The following is a 15833-nucleotide window of genomic DNA, read 5'->3' as shown; positions in this document are numbered from 1 at the left end:
GTTACTGTGTTTCCAACAGCCTGAACGTCAGGGCTGCTGCCTCCTGTTTTTCCGAGTAGTCGGCCATCAGGGTGAGATCCGTCCTCTGGCCTGCGGACCATAGCTGGCACGCCACTCGCCTCGATTGTGGATCGTCCTCTGTCGGGTAAACGTCCAGAGGAACTCGGCCGCTGCTGTCGGGCTTGAAGGCCAGGTGATAAGGCGGGACCGTCAGGTTCGTAACCTGCTCCCCCGAGTACTCCAGCTCCTCGATGATTTCCTCATGAATGGCCGGGCTCACTGCAAATGCCGATAACGCGGGTCGCTCGCCGTTTTGAATGGCTTTGAGCAGAGCGGCTATGAGTCGATAGATTTCATCGCGATCAAATGATTGCATCATTCATTTCTCTAGCCAGCCTGCGGAACGCGGCGGGTTGCTTGGTATTTCTGGTGTCGCGCAAGATCAACGCCAGGCTGTAGTGTTCAAAGGTCTTTTTGACTGACTCGGTGGCCATCCTGCCCGAGGGGTTGCTTGAGTCAAAGTCGCTTTCCAGGGTGGCAATCAGATAGGCGCCTCTGGCGCTCCATTGGTTGAAACGCATCACATGCCGGTCATCCAGAATCACTGCGCCTTCTTTCTTGTCGTGCGAGAAGTAAAAGGCCAGGCTGTGGCCCGGTTTGGTCCAACCTTTGAGGTACTTGAGCAAGGTTGTAAGGCGGACGCCGCACACCAGGTTGAAGCCACTGTCAATCCGTTGCTGGCCGAAGAAGTAGCACTTGAAAATCACCTCCAGCGTTCGCTGGTGGTAATCCGTCAAGTGGCTCTTTTCGTAGAAGTGAAAGTCCGTGGGCTCGCCGATCAGTTCGTAGCCCTTTGCCGCGAATTCGGCGGGGGAGAACGCCAGCAGGCCAAACCGGCACGGATGTTCGAGCGTCAAGTTGCTCAGGTGCAGGTCAAGCAGCTGGAAAAAAGTCAGCGGCAGCCTGTGCATGCAGGTGTGCGCTGGCTCAGCCATGGGCCGGCCCGGGACCGATTTCCCGCAGTTGCCCGAGGCGGCTGCGGGTGCGCGCCAGGTCGATGGCGTGGCCGCCGAGACATTCGTGCAGCGGGCGCTGGCCGATCAGCAGCAGGCGTTTGTCCTGGTCGTAGAGCACGTCGATCAGGTTGATGAAGCGTTGCTGGGCGGCGATCGAGCATTCTCCCAGCTCCGGCAGTTCGTCGATGATCCAGGTGTCGAAGTGGCGACTCAGTTCCAGGTAGTCCATGACGGCCGTGGGCTGTTCGCACACATCGTTGAATTCAAAACGGATGCTGCGCTGCTGGATCTGGCGCACGGTTAGTTGCCGGGCGCCTACTGTCAGTTGCGCCGCTGCGGCATGGCGCTCGGGCAGTTCCAGGGCCTGGCGCTGGGCCGGGGTGCCGGGCCACACATAGTGACCCTGGGTGAAGAGCTGCTGATCGTGGGAGCGGGCCTGGCTCCGGTAGTCGTGGGGGCCTCCCACCTCCATCACCTGCATGCGCCCGTTGATCAGTTCGATCACCGGCTTGAAGCGGGCGTGGTACAGCGGGTTGGGCAGCAGGCCCTCGGGGGCGTAGTTGGAGGTCAGTAACAGCGTGATGCCGCGGTTGAACAGGGCCTTGAACAGCCGGGTGATCAGCATCGCATCGCCAATGTCATGGACATGGAACTCATCGAAGCACAGCACTCGGCACTGGTTGAGCAGTTCATCCAGGGTGGCTTCCAGAGCGTCGGCCTGCTGCTGATGGCGGAACATGCCCTGGTGCAACTGGGCGAAGAAGTCGTGGAAGTGCAGGCGCTGTTTTTCGGCGATGGGCAAGGCGCGGAAGAAGCCGTCCAGCAACCAGCTCTTGCCCCGGCCGACGGCGCCGTACAGGTACAGGCTCTGGGCCTTGCCAGGGGGTTGCATCAGGTCGTCGGCCTGCCGGGCCATGCAGTCGATGACCCGCAATTGGCTGTGGCTGAGGGTGTATCCCAGGTCCTGGGCCTTGTGGCGAAAGTAGTCATGGATCACACCACCGGCACCGTTCGGGCGGCGCAAGGCTCGGGCGAACAGGCGTCGCCAGGGTGATTGAGTCTGTGCAGGTGTTGGCGGTAAAGCGGCCAATGGTGGTTACCCCGATGATTCCAGGCCGCCTACCTTAAAAGCGGCGCGACAATTTAACCAATAGAAAACCCAACAGCCAGTGATCTCGAAAAGGCATGGCGGCGATAGACGGTCATTCACACCGGGCAGGTCGATTAATACGCTAACTGGCAGTTTCGCCCGCGGTTGCTAACCTGATTTCAGCGAATGCTCCTCATAAGGATTGAGGCCTTGAATGGATATAAGGGTTTGGCAGTCATGAGCGCGTTGCTCAGCACGACGGCGGGGGCCGCGGATTTGCAGGTGCAGGTCCGGGTCGATGTGCAGCGTGGCTGCCAGTTGGTGGGTCAGCAGCGGGAGGCGGGTGTCGAGCAACTCGGCACCTTGGACTTTGGCAGTACTGCGCGCCTGAACGATCCGGCGGGGCCTTTGGCTGCGGCATTGGTCAGTGGTCGTCTGCCACGTCTGGAGTGCAATCCCGATACCCCTTATCAGATGCGCGTCGACGGTGGCCTGCATGGCGGTGTCGGCGAGGTGCGTTACCTGGCCAGCAACCGTGCGTTGGGCAAACCCATTCCTTATCGCCTCTACCAGGACTCGGCCCGGCGCATTGCGTTGCCGGTGAATGTCCCGGTCAGTGGACGGGTGCCGGACTCCGGCACTGTGGATTTGCCCCTGTACGGGCGCATTGAACCTCTGGCCGAGATTCCCCAGGCCGGGGGCTATTCCGATGTATTGAAGGTGACCCTGACCTGGTGAGGTCGGGGGTATGACAGCTGCCACGGGGGACCCGGGCAGAGCAGGGACAGCCGTTCAGGTTGAACGGCTCACGTGGGAGTCCTGATGGAACCGGGATGGGTGCAATGAAAGGCAGGACCTGGACGATCGTCGCCCTGGGCTCGCTGTGTCTGCTGGTTGATGATGCCCAGGCGGCGATCAGCGGGCAGATCCAGGCGCGCCTGGTGATCACTGCCAGTTGTCAGGTGAGCAGTGGCGGCAGCGCGCCCTCCACGAACCCCATCAGCAACCTGGGCATGCTCGACTTCGGGCAGCAGGGGCCGACCTGGGTCAACCCCATCAAGGCCAGCCTCACCGACAGTGCCGAAGGCCAGTTGCAGGTGGCCTGCAATCCCTCGGTCACCGGTTTCACCGTGACCATCAATGGCGGCCTCAACGGCGACGGTACAACCCGGCGTTTGAGCAACGGACGCCAGACCATTCCCTATCGATTGTTTGTCGATGCATCCGGTAGCGACAGCTACAGCATCGGCCAGCAGCGCAATTTCGCAGTGAGCAGCGGCAGGCGGATTCCCATTCCGGTGTTCGGCTCTGTGGTCGCGAATACCCGCGCGGTTCCGGCAGGGGTCTACACCGACACCCTGACCATCACGCTGGATTGGTAACTCACGAGAGGACGCACATCATGCACGCGCTTGTATCCAGGATTGGCTGGCCCTTGTTGGGACTGGTCATGGTTTCCACGGCCAACGCCGCCACTACGGTCACCGGTCAGATCAGCTCGACCCTGATCCTCACCAGCAGTTGCCAGGTCAACGGGGTGGGCGGCAGCACCGGTCTGAACTTCGGCGCCTTGAACTTCGGCACCACCAACAGCCTGTTTACGACGGCCACTGGCCAGGTGCTGGGGGGCGGTGGCGGGGCTCTGTCGATTCTCTGCTCCAGCGGCACCACACCCAGCCTGACCATCCAGGGCGGCAACAATGACGGTATGTCCTCGGGTGGCACCCGGGCGTTGTACGACGGGGTGGCCAACTATGTGCCCTACGACCTGTACACCGACTCCGGCCACTCGCAGATCGTGGCGATCAATGGGGTGATCAACCTGGCGCCGAGCACCGGGGTCGCGCAGACCGTGAACCTCTATGGTCAGGCCGTGGGCAAGGCCGGGCTGCCGGCCGGCACCTACACCGATACGGTGTCCGTGCAGCTGACCTTCTGATGCCATGGCCAGCCAAGGTCTTGCGCTGTTTGCCCTGATCTGCGCCAGTGCCTGGCCGGCGTGGATCTGGGCGGCCACCAGCCAGAACTTCCAGGTCAGTGCCACCATCACCGCCGGTTGTCTGGTGGTAGGCGGTGTCAGCAACTACGGCAGCCTGTCCTTCGGCAGCCAGTCGGCGTTGTCCACCAGCACCGTGCGAGTGGCGTTGATCGGGGGCGTGCAATTGCAGTGCACACCGGGAGTGGCCCTGAACATGACCGTGGACGGCGGTCAGTACAACAGCAGCGGGCGACATATGCAGCTCAATAGCGGCAGTGCCCGGGTGGCCTATCAGTTGTTTCGCGATGCGGCGTACAGCCAGAGCCTGGGCATAGGCCAGAGCGTGGCCGTGGCTTACAGCGATGCCAATAACATCAGCCTGCCGATTTACGGGCAGGTGCAGTTGCCGGGCAATCAGCCTGGGGGGACTTACAGCGATGTGCTGCAGGTGCAGCTGTCGTGGTGATGGGGCGAGTCGACAACCAGTCGGCAGGCGGACAAGGAGTAGCAGTATGCATTTACCTTTGCGGGGCCTTTGGGCCACCGGTTACCTGATACTGGCCGGCGTGTTGTCCGGCGTGCCCAGGGTCCAGGCCGCCAGCTCGGTGCTGATCTGGCCGATCGATCCGGTTCTGGAGGCGGATCAGCAAGCCAGTGCACTGTGGCTGGAAAACCGCGGTACTGAAACCGCCAACCTGCAGATCCGGGTGTTTGCCTGGAGCCAGAGCGGTTTTGCCGACCAGTATCAGAACCAGCGTGACGTCATCGGCAGCCCGCCGGTGGCGAAGATCGAACCCGGGCAGAAGCAACTGGTGCGCCTGACCCGAACCCGTGAGGTGCCGCCGGGGCAGGAGCTGGCGTACCGGATCATCATCGACGAGATTCCTTCGGCCAAGCCCATCACCCCGGAAGAGGGGGCCAAGAGTGCGGCGGCGATCCGCTTCCAGATGCGTTACTCGGTGCCGTTGTTCGCCTATGGCGCCGGGCTCTGGAGCAAGGAAGACACTTCCCGCCCTCGCGATCCCAAGGGCGCCGGGGTGCCGGACCTGAGCTGGCGCAAAGTGGCGGTGGACGGCAAGACGTTTTTCGAGCTGCGTAACCAGGGGGCAGTGCACGCACGCCTGACCGATGTGGCGTTCAAGCAAGGCGGGCAGACCCGGCCGCTGGCGCCGGGCTTACTCGGTTACGTGCTGCCCGGGGCAGTCATGCGCTGGCCGGTGACGGACCCCCTGACAATGGATTCGACCCTGCAACTGCGGGTCAATGGCGCGCCGCAGGTGCAGAGTCTGGCGCCTGCGCACTGATCCACTGCAGTCATGCAAGCGCCTGCCAGGTGGCGGTAGGAAGAGGTACGGACGGATGTGAGCGCGGTGACGCATCCGCCTTGGGATGGAGATGTCCATAGATGGACTTGAACCCGCCATGAGCCAGGACGCTGCTCGTTGTTTGCGCTGCTGGAAAGGACTGATGGCTGGCCTGTGCGGTCTGATGCTGGCGCCTTTTTGCCAAGCTGGCGAGCTGCCGCCACCGCCCAGCAGCCTGGAGTCGCTGGCCGATGCACAGTTGTTTCTGGAACTGGTGATCAATCAGATGAACACAGGGAAGGTGGTGGCGGTGGAGCAGCGTGCCGGACGATTGTTCATGCCGGTGCAGACGCTGCGGGAAACCGGCATCAAGCTGCCGGAGGGGCTGGGCAGCGAAGTCGATCTGGACAGCCTGCCGGGCCTGCACAGCGATTACGACAGTCAGGGCCAGCGCCTGCTGATTGATGTGCCGCCGGATTGGCTGCCGGAGCAGTTCATCGGCAGTCGCCAGGCCTATCCGCGGACACCGGCCCTGAGCAGCTTCGGCGCGCTGCTCAACTACGATCTGTACCTCAATGACACCGATGAAGGCGGCACCTACCTGGCGGCCTGGAATGAAGTGCGGCTGTTCGATACCTGGGGCACCTTGTCCAATACCGGGCAGTACCGGCGGACCTTGTCCGGCGTTGCCAGCAGCTCGTTGAACAATGGGTATCGGCGTTATGACACCACCTGGCGTTTTTCCGATGAAGAACGCCTGCTGACTTATGAGGCGGGTGACGTGGTGAGCAGCGCCTTGCCCTGGAGCAGTTCGGTGCGTCTGGGTGGGGTCCAGCTGTCTCGGGATTTCGCCGTACGCCCGGACCTGGTGACCTATCCCTTGCCGCAGTTTGCCGGTGAAGCGGCGGTGCCATCCTCCCTGGACCTGTTCATCAATGGCTACAAGTCCAGCAGCAGCGAGGTGCAGCCGGGGCCCTACACCCTGACCAACATTCCCTTTATCAACGGGGCGGGGGAGGCGGTGGTGGTGACCACGGACGCCCTGGGGCGGCAAGTGTCGACCACGGTGCCGTTCTACGTCACCAGCAGCCTGCTGCAGAAGGGCCTGACGGATTTCTCGGTGGCCGCAGGGAACCTGCGCCGGGACTACACCCTGCGTGATTTTGGCTATGGCCCGGGTGTCACCTCCGGCAGCCTGCGCCATGGCCTGAGCGACAGCCTGACCCTGGAAGCGCATGCCGAGGCCTCGGACTCCCTGACGCTGGGCGGGGTGGGCGGCAATCTGCGCCTGGGCAACTTCGGCGTGCTCAACACGGCGCTCAGCCAGAGCCGTTTTGACGGCAGCGGCGGTCAGCAGTTCAGCTTCGGCTACCAGTACAACAACCAGCGTTTCAGCCTGGCGTACCAGCGCATGCAACGTCGTGACCAGTATGCCGACCTGACGGTGGTCGACAGCCCCTACATCAGCCTCAGCCAGCGCAGCGAGCAACTGACCCTGAGCCTCAACCTGGATCGCTACGGCAGCCTGGGGGCCGGCTACTTCGATGTGCGGGCCGCCGACTCGAGCCGCACCCGGTTGTTGAACCTGACCTGGAGCAAGCCGCTGTGGCACAACAGCAGCTTCTACCTGTCGGCCAACCGGGAGATCGGCGACAGCCAGTGGGCGATGCAGGCGCAGCTGGTGATTCCCTTCGACTTGCACGGCAGCCTGAGCCTGAGCAACGAACGCAGCAAGACGGGGGAAAACCGCCAGCGGGTCAATTTCAGTCGTTCGGTGCCCCTGGAGGGCGGGGTTGGCTACAACCTGGGTTATGCCACGGGCAATGGCGCCGACTATCGCCAGGCGGATGCCACCTGGCGCCTGCAGTCGGTGCGCCTGCAGGCGGGGGTCTATGGCACCCGCGATGCCGAGACCCGCTGGGCCGATGCCAGTGGCTCGCTGGTGTGGATGGACCGCCAGGTGTTCGCCGCCAACCAGATCGACGATGCCTTCGTGGTGGTCAGCACCGATGGTTACCAGGACATCCCGGTGCGCTATGAAAACCAGTTGGTGGGGCAGACCGACAAGAACGGACACTTGCTGGTGCCCTGGAGCAGTGCCTATTACCGGGGCAAGTACGAGATCGATCCGTTGAACCTGCCGGCCAACGTCCAGACGCCGAATGTGGAGCAGCGAGTGGCGGTGCGTCGTGGCAGCGGCTATTTGCTGGAGTTTCCACTGACCCGGATCATCGCCGCCAGCGTGGTGCTGGTGGACGCCCAGCAACGGGAACTGCCCCTGGGCAGCACCGTGACCCATGAGCAGAGCGGGGCTCGGGCGGTGGTCGGCTGGGATGGGCTGGTGTATCTGGAGAATCTTTCGCAACACAACAGCCTGCAAGTCAGCCTGGCTGATGGCCAGAACTGCCGTGCGCAGTTCGACATGGATCTGCAACAGCAGCAGGTGCCGTTGATCGGCCCGCTGGTCTGCCAGTAGTTGTGGCGTCACGAGGCAAGGGAGTGCTGAGGGTGGACAGGTTCAAGGGATGGCAACAGACAATAGTGGGGCTGCTGGCGAGTCTGCTGACGCTGCAGGCCCAGGCGCTGTGTAACACCGTCAGCACCGCACCGGCGGGGTTCGGGACCGTCAGCTCGATCCTGGTGCGTACCACTTCGCAGCCGGCTTCCACCACCAATGCGGGCTTGAGCTGTACCGGCTCGCTGTTGAGCCTGCTGGCCAGCAACGACCACTTCTACGCCACCATCACTTCCAGCACCAGCGGTATGGTCGGCCCCACGGGCGATGTCATCGGCTACACCCTGTACGCCAACAACAGCACCAGCTATCCGATCACTCGGGGCGTGCAGTTCGACTTCGCGCGCAACTCGATCATCGACCTCCTGGGCTTGCTGGGCAGCGCCACCGTGGCCAAGACCGTGCCCATCTACATGGGGACCATCACCGGCAGCAACGTAGCGGCAGGGGTCTACACCGAGAACCTGAGCATCTTCTGGAGCTGGAACTATTGCGCCGGGATCGGCGCGCTGGGGATCTGTCTGGGACGGGACATCGGCAGCGGCACCCAGGCCCTTACGGTGAACATGACGGTGTCCAACGATTGCGTGATCACCGCGCCGAACATCAGTTTTGGCAGTGCGCCGGTGGTCAGTGCGTTCGCCACGGTCACCGGGCAGACCATCAACCTGTCCTGCACCAAGGGCAGTGCCTATACCGTGGGCTTGAGCGACGGCCAGCAACCCGTGAGCGCAGGAGGGCGACGGCGGATGATTTCCGGCAGCAACTACCTGGCCTACGACATTTTCAAAAGTGCCGGCAACACCCGTTGGGGCAGCGTCGGCAGTGCCCGGCGCTCCAGCACCGATGCCGAAGTGAACCCGGGCAATGGCCTGGGTACCGGCAGCCAGATCTTCAACTACAACGCCAGGATCTACACCGACCAGAACACGCCACCCGCGGGCACCTACATCGACAACGTGGTGCTGGACGTGGGGTTCTGAAGGCCTACAGGGGAATTTCCACTGGGCCGACCATGGCGTAGTTGTAGCCCCCGCCGGACCAGTACTGTGCCTGCAACGGGCCGTCACGGCGGCTGCCACGGGGTAGCAGGGTGTTTTGCGGTCCTGGCGGGCGGATGTAGAAGCTGACTTTGCGCCCCTCGCGATCCTGGTACAGAACCATTGCCGCCGGCCCTTGTTCGGTACTGAGCAGGCGCCCGCTGACCGCTTTGAAGCCAGCGTCGTGCAGGTCCGGCAGCGGGCTGGCCTGGGTGAAGTAGCGATCCAGCCAGGCTTGCATGGCGCCGTTGTCCTGGACCTTGAAGTCCGCCGGCAGGATGCCTTGCTCGGCGAACAGGCGATACGCCTGGAGGGCATCGGTCATCGGCAGCTCGCTGTTGCCGGCCAGGGTCAGCTCCCGGGCCTGCCAGCCGCTCAGACCGCCAACCCCGACCGCCACGAGCAGTGCCGCGGCACTGGCCAGGCGCCGCAAGCCCCGCTGCTGGTGGCGCGCACGGATCAGCGTCGGCTCCAGCGCCGGGTTGGGCGCTTGCAGCAGGGCGCCACCGAGGGCGGCCCGCAGGTGCTGGGCATCCTGCTGCCAGGCCTGGACCTGGGCCGCCGTCTGCGGATGGTTGGCCAGGTAACTGTCCAGCACCCGGCGGTCCGCTTCGCTGAGTTGGTGATCGACGTAGGCGTGCAGGTCGCTGTCGCTGGGGGGCAGGCTGATCATTTGAGTATCCGTAGAGAGGGGCTGCTGATTTCGCCGTCGCTGAGTTGGCGCAGCGCCTGGCGGGCCCTGGACAGGCGCGACATCACGGTGCCGACGGGGACCTGGAGGATCTCTGCCACTTCCTTGTAGCTCAAGCCCTCCACCGAGACCCAGAGCAGCAGGGCGCGTTGCTCGGCGTTCAGGCGCTCGAAGGCTGCCAGGGTCGACTGGGCGACTACGGTGCGCTCCACCGAAGGCTGGGCGTCGTCACGGCCGGTAAAGAATTCGAGCATGCGTGCGTAACGCCGGGAGCGTCGGTGGGCATCAAGAAACTGCCGGTAGAGGATGGAAAACAGCCAGGCTCGCAAATCGCCTTCGGGGCGTTTATGGGCCCGACTCGACAAGGCGCGCTCCAGGCAGGACTGCACCAGATCGTCGGCGCTGCTGGGCTGGCGCGTCAGGGACAGGGCAAAGCGCCTGAGGCGGGGGAGCAGCAGGCGTAGCTGTTCGTCGAAATCGTTCATGAAGTCCTGCAGGTGCTGGGCCAGTCACTAGGCTTGGGACTAGGAAGACGCGCCGTGCTGCAGGTTATTCCAGTCGCGGAAAAATAAATATCGGCGTCTGGAATAACCGGTACCGGGTTGCGTCTGACAGGTCCTTGCCCCTTTGGCCCCGCGTACTGGAGATGTCCATGGTTGCCCCATCCTCGCCACCCGATCGTCCGCCCTTGAGTGCTGTCAGCCTGAGCTTGCGCCTGGGGGCCATTGCCTGGGTGGTGGCCGCCGCTGCCGCGGCGCTGGCCTACGTGCACGGCAGTTTCGACCCGCAACGCCTGACCCCCAAGGCCCTGGTGGATGTGCTGGAGACCAATAACGGCGTGCATCCGGGGTTTCGCCGCAACCACGCCAAGGGCGTGTGTGTCATCGGTTACTTCCAGAGCAGTGGCGAGGCCCGGGCCTATTCCACGGCACAGGTGTTCAGCGAGGCGCAAACGCCGGTGGTGGGGCGTTTTGCCTTGCCCAGCGGCAACCCCTATGCGCCGGACAGCAGCGTGCCGATCCGCAGCCTGGCGTTGCGTTTCCTCCAGGCCAACGGCCAGCAGTGGCGCACGGGAATGAACAGCATGCCGGTGTTTCCGGTGGGCACTCCCGAGGCGTTCTATCAACTGCAGCAGGCCAGCTCCCCTGATCCGGCCACGGGCAAGCCGGACCCGACCAGGGTGCCGGCGTTCTTTGCCGCTCACCCCGAGGCTGAGCCCTTCCTGCAATGGGTCAAGAGCGCCAAGCCTTCAGCCAGCTACGCCAGTGAAAGCTACAACGGGATCAATGCCTTCTACCTGGTCAATGCCAGTGGCCAGCGCCAGGCGGTGCGTTGGGGCGTGGTCCCCGAGACCGGTGAGGCGCCAGCCCCGGGCAGTGCTCCGCAAGGCGCGGACTACCTGGAACAGGACCTGACGCAGCGCCTGGCTCAAGGGCCGTTGCGCTGGCGTTTGCAGATCACCCTGGCGGCGCCCGATGACCCCACCAATGACGCCAGCAAGGCCTGGCCCGCAGAGCGTCCGGTGATCAATGCCGGGACCCTGGTGCTGCAAGGCACCCAGCCGCAGAACAGTGGCCAGTGCCGGGACATCAATTACGACCCGCTGGTCCTGCCCAATGGCATCCAGGCCTCCGATGATCCCCTGCTGGCGGCACGCTCTGCCGCCTACGCCAGTTCCTACCTGCGTCGCACCAGTGAAGTCAGTCAATTGCCCTCCGCCCAGGAACCGCGTCCATGAATAGCCAACCTCAACACTTCGCCCCGCTGGCGCGTCTGCTGCACTGGCTGATGGCGCTGATGATCATTGCCATGCTGTTTATCGGTGCCGGCATGGTGACCTCGGTGTCCGCCCGTCATGAGTGGCTGATCCACCTGCACAAGCCGTTGGGCATCGCCATTCTGCTGTTGGCGGCGGTGCGCCTGTTTGTGCGTTTTTCCACTCGACAACCGCCGCTGCCGGCAGACTTGCCGGGCTGGCAGGTGTTGGCGGCCAAAGCCTCACATGTGCTGCTGTACGCCCTGATGCTGGGCTTGCCGGTACTGGGCTGGGCCATGATTTCGGCGGCCGGGGACCCGGTGATGCTGAGCGGTTCGTTGCAGTTGCCGGCGATCCTGCCGGCCAATGCCCAGGTGTTCGCTCTCTTGCGCAAGGCCCATGGCTACCTGGCTTATCTGCTGTTCCTGACGGTGTTGCTGCATCTGGCGGCGGCACTGTTCCATGGCTGGGTCCGCCGAGACGGGGTATTGCAGAGCATGCTGCGGGGGCGTGGTTGAGTCCCCCTTGAGCAAACCTGCTGTGTCGTTCAAATGGCACAGCGAGCCTCGGCCCGGGCTTTCCCGGGGTTCAGGCTCCACAGCCAATAGACCAGTGCCAGGCTGTTGATAGCGGCTCCCAGCAGGCAGACACCGATCCAGCCAGCCCAGGCGTAGGTGGCGGTGGCGGCAATCGAGCCGCCGGCGCTGCCCAGGGAGTAGAACAGCATGTAACCGGCGGCCAAGCGGCTCTGGGCTTGCGGGCGCACGCTGTAGATCAGGCTCTGGCTGGTGACGTGGACGGCCTGCAAGCCCAGGTCGAAGGTGATGACTCCCAGTAGCAGTGCCCACAGGGACGATTGGGTAAAGGCGATGGGCAGCCAGGACAGCAACATCAACGCCAGGGCCAGGCCGCTGGTCCACTGTGCCAGGCCGCGATCCGCCCAGTGCCCGGCCCGTGCTGCGCCCAGGGCGCCGGCGGCCCCGGCCAGGCCAAACAGGCCGATTTCGGTGTGAGACAGCGACAGCGGCGGGGCGCTCAGAGGCAGCACCAACGGGGTCCACAAGACGGTGCCTGCGGCGAAGATCAACATCGCCAGCACTGCACGGTCGCGCAGCACTTTTTCTTCCCTGAACAGTTGCAACAGTGAGCCGAGCAATTGCCCGTAGCGTTGCACCGCGGGTGGCTGTTCAACTCTGGGCAGCACTCTCCACAGGGTCAGGGCCACCAGCAGGGTCAAGCCGGCCGACAACAGATAGACCGAACGCCAGCCGGCCAGATCGGCCATGGTTCCGGCCACGGTGCGGGCCAGCAGAATGCCCACCACGATGCCGCTGGTCACCATGCCGACCACCTGTCCACGCTGGGCTGTGGGTGCCAGGTTCGCGGCATAGGCCACCAGAGTTTGGGTCACCACCGCCAGCAGGCCGGTGCTGGCCATGCCCAACAGCAGCCAGGCGCTGTTGGGGGCCAGGGCCACCATTAGCAAGGCCAGCACTGACAGCAGAGTCTGGGTGACGATCAGTCGCCGGCGGTTGAGCAGGTCGCCCAAAGGCACCAGCAACAGCAGCCCCAGGCCGTAGCCCACCTGGGTCAGGGTGATGATGATGCCCACCGTGGCCGGCGGCAGGTCGAAGGTTCGGGCCATGGCGTCCAGAAGCGGCTGGGCGTAGTAGACGTTGCCCACCGCCAGGCCACAGGCGATGGCGAACAGCAGCACCACCCGTGGTGAAAGAGTCGAGGGGGCAGGAGGGGAAGGATCGCGTGACATGTCGGGCTCCGTATCTGGTTTCGTTATAAAACCAGTTGTACGGTAGAGGTCGTGGTTTTATATTGCAACCACTTTTCTGTGGCCCGAACGGAGACTGCCCAGCATGGTTAAACGCACCAGCCTGCAAGATGCCGAGTGCCCGGTGGCCCGCTCACTGGACGCCATCGGTGATTGGTGGTCGTTGCTGATTGTGCGGGATGCCTTTGACGGCATCCGTCGCTTTGGCGAGTTCCAGCGCAACCTCGGCATGGCCAAGAACATTCTTGCCGCACGTTTGCGCACCCTGGTGGAACACGGGGTTTTTGAAGTGGTGCCGGCCTCGGATGGCAGTGCCTACCAGGAGTACGTGCTGACGCCAAAGGGCAAGGGGCTGTTTCCCCTGATCATCGGCTTGCGTCAATGGGGCGAGGCGTTTTTCTACGAGGAGGGCGAGGCGCATTCGCGAATGGTCGACCGGGAAACCGGGCAACCGTTACGTGCGCTGGAACTGCGTGCGGCGGATGGGCGCTTGCTGGGGCCGGAGGATTGCCGACGGGTGCCGGCTGGCGCCGATGAGTGACGACTGCGCACAGGCTCGCGCAGCCGTCAGTCGGGTTCAGCGCAGGTGGTCCACTAGGTCGGCGAGGGTGCTCATGACATCCTTGCCCAGCTGCATGGAGCGCTTGCCGGACCAGCCGGTGACGGGGTTGGGGTTATCGTCGTGGTCCTTGAAAGGCATCTCCAGGGTCAGCGCCAGGCAGTCGTATTTCTCCCCGACGGCATTGCAGGCCAGGGTCATGTTGGCCTCTCCGGGATTGTCCCGGGCGTAGCCGTGGGTAGTCTGGAAGTCTCGGGTCTGGCGCTTCAAGTGGCTGCGAAAATGCTCTTCGAGTCCAGCCAGGCGTTGCGTGTAGCCCGGGTTGCCCTCGCAGCCGGCGGTGAAGACGTGAGGGATTTCTTCATCGCCGTGCACATCAAGAAACAGGTCGACGCCGTACTTTTCCATCTGCTGCTGGACGAACAGCACCTCCGGGCTCAGTTCCTGGCTGGCGTTCTGCCAGGCGCGATTCAGGTCCTGGCCCTTGGCGTTGGTGCGCAGGTGGCCGTGGAACGCGCCGTCCGGGTTCATGTTGGGCACCAGGTACAGATCGGCCTTGGCCAGCAGCGAGTTGAGCTCCGGGTCATCCCGGTGTTGCAGGCGCTCGATCACACCTTCCATGAACCATTCGGCCATGTGCTCGCCGGGATGCTGTTGGGCAATGATCCAGATCTTGCGCTGCCCTTCCTTGCCGCTGCCCTTGCGCAGAAGCTGGATATCCCGGCCTTCGACGCTTTTGCCCACTGCCAACAGTTCGGTGTCGGCCTTGCTCAGGGCTTGATCGATCAGCCAGTCGTGGCGCCCGCGACTGTAGGGCTCGAAGTAGGCGAACCAGACGTGAGTCTGGGTGGCCTCCAGATTGAAACGCAGGGCGTCACCTTCGAAGATCGTCGGTACGCGAAACCAGTTCACATGGTCATAGGAAGCGACGGCCTGGTAGCCGGTCCAGGCTTTGTTGTAGGAGGACTGGCTGGCGTTGGTCAGGCGGAACCAATGTTCCTGGCCGACATGCAGGCCGCTGACCTTGAAGTGAAACCACTGGAAGTGCGGACTCTGGGTATCCGGGCGGATGGCCAGCAGTGCCTGCAGCGGATTGCTGATGTCCAGCACGTTGATATTGCCGCTGTCGAAGTCGGCAGTAATTTGAAACGAAGTGTGATTACCCACGGTCATGGTCGGTCCCTGTATAGGATTGTTATGACCGCTACTCTACACACTGAGGGGGGTAATAGAAGGGGGGGCGTCGTCCTTGACGCAGAAGCAGCTTAGTGGCTATGCGATTGATTCTCAAGCGCTACTTTTGTCTTTCCTGGCCATTTAGCACGGCTGCTATCTTGCAAAAGGACATTCTTTTGCTATTATCGCCGCCATTATTTTAGCTGCATCCACGTCTTCATTAGCCTGAAGCCAAGCCAGAAAACTGGCAAAAAAAAGACCCGGCAAAAAGCCGGGTCAAAAACCGTGATTAGCCTGATGAGGAGATAATCCAAAGGTCCGACCTAAGGTCCTTTGGGCTATCGACTGATCTCGCGATCAGTTGCTTGCAATAATAATCATTATCATTTGCAAGTCAAATGTTTTTCCCTGCCCTTCGGAAAATATTTTTCCATTTCTCCTGTTTCCGCTGTTTATTCCTTGCCGGCGCCTCAGCTGGACTCAAAGCGCTGACTTTCCAGGGACTTGTCCACCAGGGCTTTGGCCAGGTCGATCATGTGCACCACGGAAAAAGCCAGGTCACGCTTGGCCCCCCGCAGATTGTCGGCCGCGTCATAGGCGGTGGCTGCTGCACAGCGCAGCAGATCGGATGCATGGATCATGGCTTCCTCGCTGCTGAGGTTGCGCCTGACCTCGAAAAACTTCTCTTCCTTGTCCGATCCGGTTAGCGCGGGCTTCAAGTAGTAGTCCATCGCCCGTCGTGCTGCGTGGCTGCCCTTGAGTGAATTCAATGTGGTCTCTGTATCGAGCTCCGGCACGTCCTTGCTGCTTGCGTTCATAAAGTGTTCCGTCCTGTTTGAGAAAAGGAAAGAGGGGTATGAACTAGATTAATACGTATTGTAATTGTGACGAGATTTCAAATACTACAAGTTGTGTGTTGAGG

Annotated in this window: 18 protein-coding genes; 10 read left to right on the top strand and 8 right to left on the bottom strand. The window is 62.8% G+C overall.

The features are described from left to right. Position 1: 1 nt before the first annotated feature. Genes LOY69_RS19625 through zapE form a run of 3 tightly spaced genes read right to left on the bottom strand, consistent with a single transcriptional unit; the run spans position 2 to position 2106 of the window. Positions 2 to 379, bottom strand: coding sequence for a hypothetical protein (locus LOY69_RS19625; RefSeq protein ID WP_258010411.1), 378 nt, complete (start codon positions 377 to 379; stop codon positions 2 to 4). After that, positions 363 to 995 carry a hypothetical protein gene (locus LOY69_RS19620; RefSeq protein WP_265073460.1) on the bottom strand — a complete coding sequence of 211 codons (633 nt, stop codon included), beginning with the start codon at positions 993 to 995 and terminating at the stop codon, positions 363 to 365. The genes LOY69_RS19625 and LOY69_RS19620 overlap by 17 nt, the downstream gene beginning before the upstream one ends. Then, a complete protein-coding gene (zapE, locus tag LOY69_RS19615; protein WP_265073459.1) occupies positions 988 to 2106 on the bottom strand; it encodes a cell division protein ZapE in 1119 nt (372 codons plus the stop codon). The genes LOY69_RS19620 and zapE overlap by 8 nt, the downstream gene beginning before the upstream one ends. A 237-nt stretch (positions 2107 to 2343) precedes the next feature. Between zapE and LOY69_RS19610 the strand changes: the two genes are divergently transcribed. The 7 genes from LOY69_RS19610 to LOY69_RS19580 all read left to right on the top strand — a co-directional run bounded on the left by LOY69_RS19610 (position 2344) and on the right by LOY69_RS19580 (position 8886). Continuing rightward, positions 2344 to 2844 (top strand): spore coat U domain-containing protein, encoded by a 501-nt coding sequence (locus tag LOY69_RS19610; protein ID WP_123394622.1) that lies wholly within the window; start codon positions 2344 to 2346, stop codon positions 2842 to 2844. Between the two features lie 104 nt (positions 2845 to 2948). Further along, positions 2949 to 3488 (top strand): spore coat U domain-containing protein, encoded by a 540-nt coding sequence (locus tag LOY69_RS19605; RefSeq protein ID WP_102864969.1) that lies wholly within the window; start codon positions 2949 to 2951, stop codon positions 3486 to 3488. Positions 3489 to 3508: 20 nt separating this feature from the next. After that, positions 3509 to 4045, top strand: coding sequence for a spore coat U domain-containing protein (locus LOY69_RS19600; protein WP_102864676.1), 537 nt, complete (start codon positions 3509 to 3511; stop codon positions 4043 to 4045). 4 nt (positions 4046 to 4049) lie between these two features. Continuing rightward, positions 4050 to 4550: a spore coat U domain-containing protein gene (locus LOY69_RS19595; RefSeq protein WP_102864677.1), complete on the top strand. Its 501-nt coding sequence runs from the start codon at positions 4050 to 4052 to the stop codon at positions 4548 to 4550. A gap of 46 nt (positions 4551 to 4596) precedes the next feature. Next, on the top strand, positions 4597 to 5388 hold the full coding sequence (locus LOY69_RS19590) for a molecular chaperone (RefSeq protein WP_102881817.1): 792 nt from the start codon (positions 4597 to 4599) through the stop codon (positions 5386 to 5388). A gap of 118 nt (positions 5389 to 5506) precedes the next feature. Further along, on the top strand, positions 5507 to 7864 hold the full coding sequence (locus LOY69_RS19585) for a fimbria/pilus outer membrane usher protein (protein ID WP_265073458.1): 2358 nt from the start codon (positions 5507 to 5509) through the stop codon (positions 7862 to 7864). A gap of 32 nt (positions 7865 to 7896) precedes the next feature. Then, positions 7897 to 8886, top strand: coding sequence for a spore coat protein U domain-containing protein (locus LOY69_RS19580; protein ID WP_253085169.1), 990 nt, complete (start codon positions 7897 to 7899; stop codon positions 8884 to 8886). Positions 8887 to 8890: 4 nt separating this feature from the next. Here LOY69_RS19580 and LOY69_RS19575 read toward each other — a convergent pair whose 3' ends face one another. After that, entirely contained in the window at positions 8891 to 9616 is a 726-nt protein-coding gene (locus LOY69_RS19575; RefSeq protein WP_265073457.1) for an anti-sigma factor family protein, read from the bottom strand. Continuing rightward, positions 9613 to 10119, bottom strand: coding sequence for a sigma-70 family RNA polymerase sigma factor (locus tag LOY69_RS19570; RefSeq protein WP_102881813.1), 507 nt, complete (start codon positions 10117 to 10119; stop codon positions 9613 to 9615). Before LOY69_RS19570 ends, LOY69_RS19575 begins: the two co-directional genes overlap by 4 nt. A gap of 167 nt (positions 10120 to 10286) precedes the next feature. Between LOY69_RS19570 and LOY69_RS19565 the strand changes: the two genes are divergently transcribed. Then, positions 10287 to 11372 (top strand): catalase family peroxidase, encoded by a 1086-nt coding sequence (locus LOY69_RS19565; RefSeq protein ID WP_265073456.1) that lies wholly within the window; start codon positions 10287 to 10289, stop codon positions 11370 to 11372. Beyond that, positions 11369 to 11908, top strand: coding sequence for a cytochrome b (locus tag LOY69_RS19560; protein ID WP_102881811.1), 540 nt, complete (start codon positions 11369 to 11371; stop codon positions 11906 to 11908). The genes LOY69_RS19565 and LOY69_RS19560 overlap by 4 nt, the downstream gene beginning before the upstream one ends. A gap of 29 nt (positions 11909 to 11937) precedes the next feature. On the opposite strand, the gene LOY69_RS19555 is transcribed toward LOY69_RS19560, so the two are convergent. Continuing rightward, positions 11938 to 13158: an MFS transporter gene (locus LOY69_RS19555; RefSeq protein WP_265073455.1), complete on the bottom strand. Its 1221-nt coding sequence runs from the start codon at positions 13156 to 13158 to the stop codon at positions 11938 to 11940. Positions 13159 to 13261: 103 nt separating this feature from the next. On the opposite strand from LOY69_RS19555, the gene LOY69_RS19550 reads away from it, so the two are divergent. After that, positions 13262 to 13717, top strand: a complete 456-nt coding sequence (locus LOY69_RS19550) for a winged helix-turn-helix transcriptional regulator (protein WP_102864686.1) — start codon at positions 13262 to 13264, stop codon at positions 13715 to 13717. A 36-nt stretch (positions 13718 to 13753) separates the two neighbouring features. Here the strand turns inward: LOY69_RS19550 and LOY69_RS19545 are convergent, their stop codons facing one another. Both LOY69_RS19545 and LOY69_RS19540 read right to left on the bottom strand, forming a co-directional pair. Continuing rightward, positions 13754 to 14908, bottom strand: coding sequence for a M14-type cytosolic carboxypeptidase (locus LOY69_RS19545; RefSeq protein ID WP_265073454.1), 1155 nt, complete (start codon positions 14906 to 14908; stop codon positions 13754 to 13756). 473 nt (positions 14909 to 15381) lie between these two features. Beyond that, positions 15382 to 15729, bottom strand: a complete 348-nt coding sequence (locus LOY69_RS19540; protein WP_102864688.1) for a DUF6124 family protein — start codon at positions 15727 to 15729, stop codon at positions 15382 to 15384. Between the last annotated feature and the right edge of the window lie 104 nt (positions 15730 to 15833).

The organism is Pseudomonas sp. B21-059 (assembly GCF_026016285.1).
GTDB lineage: Bacteria > Pseudomonadota > Gammaproteobacteria > Pseudomonadales > Pseudomonadaceae > Aquipseudomonas > Aquipseudomonas danubii.
This window is presented reverse-complemented; position numbering and strand designations above follow the sequence as displayed.